9 protein-coding genes and 1 rRNA gene are annotated in these 12,150 nt (G+C 71.4%); 8 read left to right on the top strand and 2 right to left on the bottom strand.

The features are described from left to right. Window positions 1–163 precede the first annotated feature (163 nt). A complete protein-coding gene (aspS, locus tag BU198_RS10520) occupies window positions 164–1,471 on the top strand; it encodes an aspartate--tRNA(Asn) ligase (protein ID WP_188296567.1) in 1,308 nt (435 codons plus the stop codon). A gap of 97 nt (window positions 1,472–1,568) precedes the next feature. Here the strand turns inward: aspS and BU198_RS10525 are convergent, their stop codons facing one another. Both BU198_RS10525 and rrf read right to left on the bottom strand, forming a co-directional pair. Further along, window positions 1,569–2,282: an IclR family transcriptional regulator gene (locus BU198_RS10525; protein ID WP_188296568.1), complete on the bottom strand. Its 714-nt coding sequence runs from the start codon at window positions 2,280–2,282 to the stop codon at window positions 1,569–1,571. A 340-nt stretch (window positions 2,283–2,622) separates the two neighbouring features. Beyond that, window positions 2,623–2,739, bottom strand: a 5S ribosomal RNA gene (rrf, locus tag BU198_RS10530). A 387-nt stretch (window positions 2,740–3,126) separates the two neighbouring features. On the opposite strand from rrf, the gene BU198_RS10535 reads away from it, so the two are divergent. The 7 genes from BU198_RS10535 to cydD all read left to right on the top strand — a co-directional run. Next, a complete protein-coding gene (locus BU198_RS10535) occupies window positions 3,127–3,954 on the top strand; it encodes a response regulator transcription factor (RefSeq protein WP_188296569.1) in 828 nt (275 codons plus the stop codon). A gap of 15 nt (window positions 3,955–3,969) precedes the next feature. Further along, a complete protein-coding gene (locus tag BU198_RS10540; RefSeq protein ID WP_317620055.1) occupies window positions 3,970–5,466 on the top strand; it encodes a HAMP domain-containing sensor histidine kinase in 1,497 nt (498 codons plus the stop codon). 174 nt (window positions 5,467–5,640) lie between these two features. After that, entirely contained in the window at window positions 5,641–6,222 is a 582-nt protein-coding gene (locus BU198_RS10545; RefSeq protein WP_317620056.1) for a Uma2 family endonuclease, read from the top strand. Next, window positions 6,215–7,582: an EF-hand domain-containing protein gene (locus tag BU198_RS10550; RefSeq protein WP_317620057.1), complete on the top strand. Its 1,368-nt coding sequence runs from the start codon at window positions 6,215–6,217 to the stop codon at window positions 7,580–7,582. Before BU198_RS10545 ends, BU198_RS10550 begins: the two co-directional genes overlap by 8 nt. Before the next feature lie 315 nt (window positions 7,583–7,897). Further along, a complete protein-coding gene (locus BU198_RS10555) occupies window positions 7,898–9,442 on the top strand; it encodes a cytochrome ubiquinol oxidase subunit I (protein WP_188296571.1) in 1,545 nt (514 codons plus the stop codon). A 34-nt stretch (window positions 9,443–9,476) separates the two neighbouring features. Then, window positions 9,477–10,502 carry a cytochrome d ubiquinol oxidase subunit II gene (gene cydB, locus BU198_RS10560; RefSeq protein WP_188296572.1) on the top strand — a complete coding sequence of 342 codons (1,026 nt, stop codon included), beginning with the start codon at window positions 9,477–9,479 and terminating at the stop codon, window positions 10,500–10,502. Between the two features lie 4 nt (window positions 10,503–10,506). Beyond that, window positions 10,507–12,150, top strand: a 1,644-nt coding sequence (gene cydD / locus BU198_RS10565) for a thiol reductant ABC exporter subunit CydD (RefSeq protein ID WP_188296573.1), incomplete at its 3' end; no start/stop codon positions are given.

Consider the following 12,150-nt stretch of genomic DNA (forward strand, 5'->3'; position numbering starts at 1 on the left):
ACGGGCGTTCACGGGCCGGCGGCCTCCCGTCGGCTCGGGTGCGCGGGAAAACCGGGCGACTCCCGCGGGCTTGATCCCCTACGGTGAACGCGCCCAGGGCGGCCGTCTACCGCCCGTCGATGTGGCGCGACCAACGCGCCCGCACACCAGGGGGTTCCCTGTCATGACGCGCACCCTTGTCACAGAGCTTCACTCGCACCTCGGGGAGACGGTCACCGTCTACGGGTGGGTGAACACGCTCCGGCTCCAGCGGCGCATCCAGTTCGTTCTGGTCCGGGACCACACCGGGCTCGTGCAGGTCACCCATCCGCGCGGTGGGGAGGGCGACGCCATCGAGGCCGCCTTTGAGCACGTGACGGTCGAGTCCGCCGTGAAGGTCACCGGCAGGGTGGTGGAGAACCCGCAGGTCAAGCTCGGCGGGCTGGAGATCGTCCCGTCCCGCGTGGAGGTCGTCTCGCCGGCCGGGCCGAAGCTGCCGATCGACGAGAAGACCGGGATCGACCAGCGCCTGGACTGGCGTTTCCTCGACATCCGCCGCCCCGCCCAGCACCTGGTCTTCGACGTCCAGACCACCGTCGAGCGGGCGATGCGCGAGGTGACGGCCGAGGAGGGCTTCACCGAGCTGCACACGCCGAAGCTGATGGGGACTGCCTCCGAGTCCGGCGCCGAGGTGTTCGAGGTCGGCTACTTCGGCCGCACCGCCTATCTGGCCCAATCCCCGCAGTTCTACAAGCAGATGGCGATCGCGGGCGGCATCGACAGGGTCTTCGAGATCGGTCCGGTGTTCCGGGCCGAGCCGTCCTTCACGTCCCGGCACGCCACCGAGTTCACCGGGGTCGACGTCGAGATCGCCTGGATCGACGGGGTCGAGGACGTGATGGCCTTCGAGGAGCGGATGCTGCACCGCGTGCTGGCCGCCGTGGCCGAGCGGCACGGTGCGGCGATCGCCGAGCACTTCGGCACCCGGGTCGTCGTCCCCGAACTGCCGTTCCCCCGTGTCACGATGGCCGACGCACTGGCCAGGCTGCGGGCCACCGGATGGGACCGGGAGGGCGTCAGGGAGGACCTCGACCCGGAGGGCGAGCGCGCGCTCTGCGCCCTGATCGCCGAGGAGACCGGGCACGAGTTCGTCTTCGTCACCCGGTTCCCCGCCGCCGTACGGCCCTTCTACCACCTGCGGCCCGAGGACGACCCGACCGTCACCGAGTCCTTCGACCTGCTGTGGAAGGGCGTGGAGATCACCACCGGCGCCCAGCGTGAGCACCGGTACGAGCGCCTCGTCGCCCAGGCGCGGGAGAAGGGCATGGACACCGGCCCGCTCTCCGGCTACCTCGACTGCTTCCGCTACGGCACCCCGCCGCACGGTGGTCTGGGGCTGGGCCTCGGCCGGCTCCTGATGCTCGCCCTCGGCCTGCCCTCGATCCGTGAGGCCACCTTCCTGTTCCGGGGGCCGCACCGCCTCGAACCGTGAACCCGGGGAGGGGCCGGGACGGCGGAAGGGCCGCGGCCGAGGAGATCCGTTCCTCGGGCGCGGCCCTTCCGCCGTCTGCTGCTGTCCGCCGCTGGGGTCAGGTGCGGCGGAGGGCCTCGGTGAGCCGGTTGGCGGCTTCGATGATGGCCTGGGCGTGCAGGCGGCCCGGGTGGCGGGTCAGCCGCTCGATGGGGCCGGAGACGGAGACGGCGGCCACGACGCGGTTGGAGGGGCCGCGGACGGGGGCGGAGACCGAGGCGACGCCGGGTTCGCGTTCGCCGATGGACTGGGCCCAGCCGCGGCGCCGGACGCCGCTGAGCGCGGTGGCCGTGAAGCGGGCGCCCTGGAGGCCTCGGTGGAGGCGCTCGGGCTCTTCCCAGGCGAGCAGCACCTGGGCGGCGGAGCCGGCCTTCATCGGCAGGGTGCTGCCGACGGGGACGGTGTCGCGCAGGCCGGAGAGTCGTTCGGCCGCGGCGACGCAGATGCGCATCTCGCCCTGGCGGCGGTAGAGCTGTGCGCTCTCGCCGGTGACGTCGCGCAGGTGGGTGAGGACGGGGCCCGCGGTGGCGAGCAGTCGGTCCTCACCGGCTGCGGCGGAGAGTTCGGACAGGCGGGGACCGAGGATGAAACGGCCCTGCATGTCGCGGGTGACCAGACGGTGGTGTTCGAGTGCGACGGCGAGTCTGTGGGCGGTGGGGCGCGCCAGACCGGTGGCGGCGACCAGCCCCGCCAGGGTGGCGGGGCCCGACTCCAGTGCGCTGAGCACCAGAGCGGCCTTGTCGAGAACGCCGACGCCGCTAGTGTTGTCCATAGCCTGATATTGCAGTCTCAGGTAGCGAGACGCAAGTCTGTTTCCCAGGCCGCCATCCTCGCAGATACCCGCAAAGCGGCTCCTCCGGGATCCGATGTCTCGGATGATGGACATGGCGAAGGGCACCCCCCACCGTCGACGCCGAACCGAAACGGGGATCGGAATGGGGCATCGAAACGGGGATCGGAATGGGGCATCGAAACGGGGGATCGAAACAGGGGAGCGAAATGGTGGAAGCAGCGAAGGCAAAGGAAACGGCGGAAACGGCCGTGGAAACGGGAGGGCCCAACGCAAAAAGCCCCTGCCGTGTCACTCGGACACGGCAGGGGCCTGAAAAAGAATTCGGCGGCGTCCTACTCTCCCACAGGGTCCCCCCTGCAGTACCATCGGCGCTGAAAGGCTTAGCTTCCGGGTTCGGAATGGAGCCGGGCGTTTCCCTCTCGCTATGACCACCGAAATGATCGGGCCGGGCAATTGCTCGCGCATTGCCTTCGCCTCGTGGACAATCCTAGCAGGCGGCCGCAGCTGTTCGATTCGGTCCCGGAAGCCGGAGAAGCGCAGCGGCGCGTGAGCGCGCGGCGGCGGGGTGTCGGGTGGGGGGTCCAGCCGGGCGTCCAGCCGAGGGGCCAGGCGGGGTGCCGAGCGGGGCGTGCGAGGCGGTGGTGAGGAGCGGGCGTGAGGGGGATCACCCGTGCCGGGTTCCCCGCCCCGGCGCGTGCTGGACGTGTCCACGCCCGTGCGCACACCACCGAGCCCGCCCCTGCGCGCCTGGCACCCAAAAACTGCCCGATAAGGTGTTAATCCAACATTCATCCATGCCGCATAGCCTCCGGGGGCTAGCCTCATGCTGAACGTCACCGTCCGACCAGGAGGCGAAAGCCCCGTGCAAGGCACTGTCACCACACCAGGCGGATCATCGGTGGCCGGGGGCCAGGGCGAGGCGTTCCTGCTCGTCGTGGACGACGAACCCAACATCCGCGAGCTGCTCTCCGCCTCGCTGCGCTTCTCCGGCTTCCGCGTCGCCTCCGCCGCCACCGGTACCGAGGCACTCGAACTGGTCGCCGCCGAGCGCCCCGACCTGGTCGTGCTCGACGTGATGCTCCCCGACCTCGACGGCTTCACCGTCGTCGAGAAGCTGCGCGAGCGCACCAGCCGCGGACAGATAGCCGGGCCCGCCCACGGGCACCCCGGCGACCACCTGCCGGTGCTCTTCCTCACCGCGAAGGACGGCGTCGGCGACAAGGTGCAGGGCCTGGCCGCCGGTGCGGACGACTACGTCACCAAGCCCTTCAGCCTGGAGGAGCTGATCGCCCGGATCCGCGCGATCCTGCGCCGGGCCGGCGGGCCCGCCGAGGACGGCCGGCTGATCGTCGCCGACCTCAGCCTCGACCCGATCGCCCACGAGGTCACCCGGGGCGGCATCCCGGTCTCGCTCTCCCCGACCGAGTTCAAGCTGCTGCACTACCTGATGGCCAACGTCGGCCGGGTGGTCTCCAAGTCGCAGATCCTCGACCACGTCTGGGCCTACGACTTCGGCGGGGACCTCTCCATCGTCGAGTCGTACATCTCCTACCTGCGCCGCAAGCTCGACTCGGGCCCGGTGCACGGCCCCAAGCTGATCCACACCGTGCGCGGCATCGGCTACGCCCTGCGCCGTCCCCCGCAGGGCTGACCGGGCCCACTCGTCGTGTTCGCCAGGTTCTCCTCCCGGCTGTCGCTGCGCGCCCGGCTGCTGGTGCTCGCCCTCGCCCTGGTCACGACCGGGCTCGTGGTCAGCGACACCTTCGTGCTCGGCACCGTGCGGTCCCAGCTGGTGGCCCAGCTGGACGAGCAGCTCCAGCGGTACGGGCCGCCGCTCTCCCGCAAGCCCCCGGGGCAGCTGATCACGCCGACCGCGGGCCGGCCCGCCGTCACCAGCCGGAAGGTCAGCCTGCCCAGCCAGTACCTGGTGCAGTACCTCTCCTCGGACGGCAAGGTCCAGGCACTGATGCGCCAGCCCGTCTCGGACAGCGACCCGGCGCCCCAGCTGGCCGGGCTGGACCCGGCCGACACCCCCGACGTCCCCTTCGACCTGCCCGACCAGCGCGGCCACCACAGCTGGCGGGTGCTGGTGCTGCCGCTCCAGGCCCCCCGCGGGCAGGCCCCCAGCGCCAGCGCGTACGCCTCGCCGACGGTCACCCCCAGCCATGTCATGGTGGCGGTCTCCCGCGAGGACATCGACGCCACCATCGGCAGGCTGAGCACCTCCTTCCTCGCCATCGGCGGCGGCGTCCTGGTGCTGATCGCCGCGCTCGGCTTCTTCGCGGTGCGGGCCGGGCTGCGGCCGCTGCACCGGATCGAGGCGGGCGCCGAACGGATCGCGGCCGGCGAGCTGTCGCACCGGATGCCCGAGCTCTCCCCGGGCACCGAGGTCGGCCGGCTGTCGATCGCGCTCAACGGGATGCTCACCCAGATCGAGGCGGCCTTCGCCGCCAGCGCCGAGTCCGAGGCGAGGATGCGGCGCTTCGTCGCCGACGCCTCGCACGAACTGCGCACCCCGCTGGCCGGGATCCGCGGCTTCGCGGAGCTGTACCGGATGGGAGCGCTGCCCACCGAGTCCGACGTCAAGCGGACCATGACGCGGATCGAGAGCGAGGCCGACCGGATGGGCGCCCTGGTCGAGGACCTGCTGGTGCTCGCCCGGCTGGACGAGGAGCGCCCGCTCGACCTCGCCCCGATGGACCTGCGCACCCTCGCCGCCGACGCGCTGCACGACCTGACCGCGCTCGACCCGAGCCGCCGGGTCTCGCTCACCGGACCGGCCGGCAACGGCGCGCCCGGCGCGGCGCCCGTCCTCGGCGACGAGGCGCGGCTGCGGCAGGTGGTCACCAACCTGGTCGGCAACGCCGTCAAGCACACCCCGGCCGGCACCCCGGTCCGGATCGGTGTGGGCGCCGGCCCCGGCGGGATCTGCCTGCTGGAGGTCGCGGACTCGGGCCCCGGCCTCACCGAGGAGCAGGCCCAGCGGGTCTTCGACCGCTTCTTCCGGGTGGACGCCTCCCGCAGCCGGGACAAGGGCGGCGGCGCCGGCCTCGGCCTCGCCATCGCCACCGCCCTCACCCGCGCCCACGGCGGCACCCTCACCCTGCACACCGCCCCGGGCGAGGGCGCGACCTTCCGCGTCGGACTCCCCCGCCAGCGCTGACCGGTTTCCCGGCTCCGAAACCCCTCGTTCGGGTGAACCAGCCCCCGTTCACCCGGTCGGTCTCCCGATCGCATGCGACCGTCCTGCCATTGCTTGCGCGCGATCGTGCGGGCTGATCACACTGGACGGGAAAGGGGTGTTCCGATGAGCGCGCTTGCTGCTGAGGAGACCGGCGTGGACCTGGACCAGGTGCTGTGGGAAATCTGGAAGTCCTCGGACCTGCCTGAGGGCTATCGCATGGAGATCATCGAGGAGAACCTCGCGGTGTCACCCACCGGTGGTAGTCGCCATTTCAGCATCAACCGGGAAGTGCTTCACGCCTTGTACGACCACCTGCGAGGCAGCAGTTGGGCGCCGGGAAACGACTGCAACGTCATTCACGGGCTCAAGGTGCTCATCCCGGACGGGTTCGTCGCTCCGAAGGACATCGAGGAGGTCGAGCATCCTGACGGCCTGGGCCTGCTCGCCTCAGGAGTCGCCCTGGTCGTCGAGACCGTCTCGCCGGGTGCGGAGAACCGCAAGCGTGACCACATCCTGAAGCACCGGGCCTATGCCGCCGCCGGCATCCCGGTGTACGTGATCATCGACGACCACGACGACGGCGGAGCCGTGACCCTCCTCACCGATCCCGACCCCGAGCGCCGTGAGTACGCCACCTCGACCCGGGTCCCGTACGGCAAGGAGGCCGTGATCCCCGAGGGCCCCGCCAAGGGCTTCGTGATCGGCCCCGAGATCACCGGTGAGCGCCGTGGCTGAACCCGGCGCGTCGTTCAGGCGGGACCTCTCGGAGTGGCGGATCGTCCTGGTCGCCTGGCGGCTGCTGGTGCTACAGGCGGCGGATCCGGTGGTGGGGGCCGGGATGGCGGAGCACTCGACGTACCGGGCGCATCCGTGGCGGCGGGTGGAGCACACCCTGGGCAGCGGGCGGCGGCTGTTCTACCAGGACGCGGAGACGCTGCGGCGCGAGATCGCGCGGCTGGAGCGGGCGCACAAGCGGATCCGGGGGACGGGACCGGACGGGCGGCCGTACGACGCCCGGGACGCGGCGACCAGGGCGTGGGTGCTGCTGACGCTCTTCGAGTGCGTGGCCGAGATGCGCCGGCTGGGCGGGGACGGGTACGACGCCGCCCAACTGGAGGAGGCCTACGCCGAGTTCAGGACGGCGGTCGCCGCCTTCGACCTCCCGGAGGGCGAACTCCCCGCCTCGGCGAAGGAGTTGCCGGCCTACTTCGCCCGGTACGCCCGGGAGCGGCTGGAGTTCACCGAGGCGGCGCGCCACCTGCTGGACGATCTGCTGCGCGAGGCGCCCCGGCCGCGCCGGCTCTGGTTCCTCGGCGACGCCGGGTGGAGGGTGGTGCGGGGGCTCGTCGCCCGGCTGATCCGCGAGCTGACGGTGGCGGACCTGCCGCCGGCCGTGCGGGAGCGGTTCGGGGTGGTCAGGACCCGGCGGGCCGCGCTGCTGTCCGCCGTGCTGCACCGCGGCGCCGGCGCCGTCGTCCCCCTCCTCCCGGACCGGCTGCGCTACCGGTCACCGGAGGAGCGGTCCGATCCGGGGACGCGCCGCTACCGCCCGCGCCGGGACACCCGCGGGCCGCGGCTGGACCGGTTCTTCCGCGAGGTGCTGGACCAGACCGGCGACGGCTTCGTCACCGTGCACGACCTGCGGGCGATGGCACACAACGTCTGCTGGCAGCTGGAGCTGGACGAGGCCGCCGAGGCCAGGGTCCACGAGGCCTTCGACAGCTGGTGGGAGCAGCTGCGCGCGGTGATGGACGCGAACGGGGACGGGAGGGTCAGCCGGGAGGAGTTCGTGGCGGCCACCCTGGCCGGCTGCGACCGGGACGAGGCGTACCTGGAGCGGGGGCTGCTGCCCGCGCTGCGGGCGGTGTTCGCCGCGGCCGACTCCGACGGCAGCGGCTTCCTGGAGTTCGACGAGTACCGCGCGGTGTTCGGCGGCCCGCGCGTGCATCCGGCCGAGCTGTCGCACGGCTTCCGCCAGTTGGACACCGACGGGGACGGGCGGATCACCCGGGAGGAGTTCCTCCGCGGCTTCACCGAGTTCTTCACCGCCCGCGCCGACTCCGTGGCCGGCGCCGAACTGCTCGGCCGGGCCTGACCGGCGCGGGTCAAGCGGGGTTCCGGCCTGTCAAGCGCCGGTTCGGCCAAGATTCGCGCCCCGGCCGCCCACTCGTTCGTTGTCCCGGCCCCCGGCGACTGCGCAGACGTGTGGGCGGCGTCACCCACCGTCGCGCCGTGTCAACCCCACCCCGCCTGCGATTCCTTCGTAAGGATGATGGATACTGCTCCTTGTGAACGTGTTCACGTTCACAAGCGGACAAGCTTGCGTGGTTGAGCAACGGTCTACGGCTATAGATGAGCTTTGTCCGGAAGATGCCCGTCATCACGCGGGCAGGTTGGGAGAGAGGGCGACGTGGAACTGGCAATCGCTCACGAGACCATCGCGCGATGGCAATTCGGCATCACCACCGTCTACCACTTCCTCTTCGTCCCGCTCACGATCAGCCTGGCCGCGATCGTGGCCGGTCTGGAGACCGCCTGGGTGCGGACGAACAAGGAGAAGTACTTCCACGCCACCAAGTTCTGGGGAAAGCTCTTCCTCATCAACATCGCGATGGGCGTGGTCACCGGCATCGTCCAGGAGTTCCAGTTCGGCATGAACTGGTCCGACTACTCCCGCTTCGTCGGTGACGTCTTCGGCGCCCCGCTCGCGATGGAGGCGCTGATCGCCTTCTTCTTCGAGTCCACCTTCATCGGCCTGTGGATCTTCGGCTGGGACAAGCTGCCGAGGAAGATCCACTGCGCCTGCATGTGGATGGTGGCGCTCGGCACCGTGCTCTCCGGCTACTTCATCCTGGCCGCCAACTCCTGGATGCAGCACCCGGTCGGCTACGCGATCGACCCGGTCACCGGCAAGGCGCAGCTGACCGACATCGTCCGGGTGCTGTTCCAGAACACCACGCTCGTGGTCGTCTTCCACACCCTGACCGCCGCCTTCCTCACCGGCGCGGCCTTCGTGGTCGGCATCGCCTCCTTCCACCTCTGGAAGGCCAAGCGCAAGCCGGAGACGGCCGACCCCAAGAGGACCGCCGCGATGCGTACCTCGCTGCGCCTCGGCCTGGTGCTCGCGGTGATCTTCGGCGCCGGCACCGCGCTCAGCGGCGACACCCTCGGCAAGGTCATGTTCGAGCAGCAGCCGATGAAGATGGCCGCCGCCGAGGCGCTGTGGGAGACCCAGTCACCGGCGCCGTTCTCGGTCTTCGCGGTCGGCGACGTCAGCAAGGGCCACAACTCGGTCGCCCTGGAGATCCCCGGGATACTCTCCTTCCTCGCCCACAACGACTTCAGCTCCTCCGTCCCCGGCATCAACGACACCGCGGCCGCCGAGGCCGCCCAGCACGGCGGCGACCCCAAGGACTACATCCCGAGCATCTTCGTCACCTACTGGGGCTTCCGCCTCATGATCGGCTTCGGGATGACGTCCTTCCTGGCCGGCCTGATCGGCCTGTGGACCACCAGGAAGAAGCTCTTCCTGCACCCCGAGTTCCGCACCGGCGAGACCGAGGTGCCCCGGCTGATGCTCACCCCCAAGCGGGAGCTGGGGCCGCTGCTCACCAAGTGGAGCTGGCGGATCGGCATCCTGACCATGGGCTTCCCGCTGATCGCCAACAGCTTCGGCTGGATCTTCACCGAGATGGGCCGTCAGCCCTGGGCCGTCTTCGGCCTGATGACCACGGCCAGCGCGGTCTCCCCCAACGTCGGCATCGGTACCCAGATCGGCGCCCTCGCGACCTTCACCACGCTGTACGCGATCCTCGCGGTCATCGAGGTCAAGCTGCTGGTCAAGTACGCCAAGGCCGGCCCGGACGTGACCGAACAGCCGCCCACCAAGGACCCGTCGCTGCGCGGACCGTCCTCGGACGAGGACGCCGACAAGCCGCTCGCGTTCGCGTACTGAGGCACCAGGACCACTGGGGAACTGAGGATCTGACATGCAACTCCACGACGTCTGGTTCGTGCTGATCGCGGTCCTGTGGATCGGCTACTTCTTCCTGGAGGGCTTCGACTTCGGGATCGGCGTGCTGACCAAGCCGCTGGCCAGGAACACCGCCGAGCGGCGGGTGCTGATCAACACCATCGGCCCGGTCTGGGACGGCAACGAGGTCTGGCTGCTGACCGCGGGCGGTGCCACCTTCGCGGCCTTCCCGGACTGGTACGCGACGCTCTTCAGCGGCTTCTACATCCCGCTGCTGGTCATCCTGGTCTGCCTGATCGTCCGCGGCGTGGCCTTCGAGTACCGGCACAAGCGCGACGGCGCCCGCTGGCAGCGGAACTGGGAGGAGGCCCTCTTCTGGACCTCGCTCATCCCGGCCTTCCTCTGGGGCGTGGCCTTCGCCAACATCGTGCGCGGCGTGGACATCGACGCGCAGAAGAACTACACCGGCGGCCTCTGGGACCTGCTGAACCCGTACGCGCTGCTCGGCGGTCTGGTGACGCTCGCCCTGTTCACCTTCCACGGCTCGGTGTTCGCCGTCCTCAAGACGGTCGGCGAGATCCGCGACCGGGCCCGCACGGCCGCGCTGTGGTCGGGGCTGGCCACCGCCGTGCTGGCGCTGGCCTTCCTGATCTGGACCCAGGCCGAGCACGGCAACGGCCGCAGCCTCGCCGCGCTGATCGTCGCGGTGATCGCCCTGGTCGGCGCCCTGGCGGCCAACCAGCTCCGGCGCGACGGCTGGGCGTTCTCGCTCTCCGGGGCGACCATCGTGGCCGCGGTCGCGATGCTCTTCCTGGCGCTCTTCCCGGACGTCATGCCCTCCACCCTGAACCCGGAGTGGAGCCTGACGGTCAGCAACGCCGCGTCCTCGCCGTACACGCTGAAGGTGATGACCGTCGTGGCGGCGATCTTCACCCCGCTGGTGCTGCTCTACCAGGGCTGGACGTACTGGGTGTTCCGCAAGCGGATCGGTGTCCAGCACATCCCCGGGCACGACCCGGCCGCCCCGCTCGACCAGGCCTGACGCCGTGAAGCCGGTCGACCCCCGACTCCTCGGGTACGCCCGCACCACCAGGGCCTTCCTCGCCGGATCCGTGCTGCTCGGCGCGGTCGGCGCGGCCCTGGTGGTCGCCCAGGCGAGTCTGATCGCCGAGATCGTCGTCCGCGCCTTCCAGCGCGGGGCGACGCTCGGCGAGCTGACCACGCCGCTGCTGCTGCTCGCGCTGACGGCGGTCGGCCGCGGGCTGGTCGGCTGGCTCACGGAGCTCACCGCCCACCGGTCCGTCGCCCGGGTGAAGTCCACCCTGCGGCGCCGGCTGCTCGACCACGCCACCGCGCTCGGCCCGTCCTACCTGGCGGGCCGGCGCACCGGCGAACTCACCACCCTCGCCACCCGCGGCATCGACGCGCTGGACGACTACTTCGCCCGCTACCTGCCGCAGCTGGCGCTGGCCGTGGTCGTCCCAGTGATCGTGCTGCTGCGGATCGTCGGCGCCGACTTCACCTCGGCCGCGATCATCGCCGGGACGCTGCCGCTGATCCCGCTGTTCATGGTGCTGATCGGGATGGCCACCCAGGCCAGGATGGACCGGCAGTGGGACACCCTGGCCCGGCTCTCCCACCACTTCCTCGACGTGGTCGCCGGGCTGCCCACCCTCAAGGTGTTCAACCGGGCCCGCACCCAGGCCGCCACCATCGCCAGGATCACCGCGGACTACCGCCGGGCCACCCTGCGCACCCTGCGGATCGCCTTCGTCTCCTCCTTCACCCTGGAACTGCTCTCCACCCTGTCCGTCGCGCTGGTCGCCGTCACCGTCGGCTTCCGGCTGGTGGACGGCACGCTCGACCTGGAGACCGGGCTGCTGATCCTGGTGCTCGCCCCCGAGGTGTACTTCCCGATCCGCCAGGTCGGCGCGCTCTACCACTCCAGCGTCGAGGGACTGACCGCCGCCGACGAGCTGTTCCGGGTGCTGGAGACCCCGCTGCCCGCCGCCGGCACCACCCCGGCACCGGCCCTCGCCGGGGCGTCGATCGCCGCCGAGGGCCTGGTCGTCCGGCACCCCGGGCGCACCGAGCCCGCGCTGGACGGCGCCGGGCTGACCCTGGCTCCCGGCTCCGCCACGGCCCTCACCGGACCGAGCGGCGCCGGCAAGTCCACCCTGCTGGCCGTGCTGCTCGGCCTCACCGCCCCCGAGTCCGGCACCGTCCGGATCACCGCCGCCGACGGCCGCCCGTACGACCTGGCCGAGCTGGAACCGGCGAGCTGGCGGCGGCAGATCGCCTGGGTGCCGCAGCACCCGCACCTGTACGCCGGGACGGTCGCCGAGAACCTGCGGCTCTACCGGCCCGAGGCCACCGACGAGCAGCTCTGGACGGCGCTGCGGGCCGCGCACGCGCTCGACTTCGTGACCGACCTGGCGGCCGAGCTGGGGGAGGACGGCGCCGGGCTCTCCGCCGGGCAGCGCCAGCGCCTCGCCCTCGCCCGGGTGCTGCTCGCCGACGACCGGCCGCTGGTGCTGCTGGACGAGCCGACCGCCAACCTGGACGGCGCCTCCGAGGCGGCCGTGGTGGACGCCGTCCGGGCGCTCGCCGCCGACCCGGCGCGCACCGTGCTGGTGGTCGCGCACCGTCCGGCGCTGCTGGCCGTCGCCGACCGGCGGGTACGGCTGGCG

It is taken from the genome of Streptomyces sp. CBMA156, from assembly GCF_014596515.1.
In the GTDB taxonomy this organism is placed as follows: domain Bacteria; phylum Actinomycetota; class Actinomycetes; order Streptomycetales; family Streptomycetaceae; genus Kitasatospora.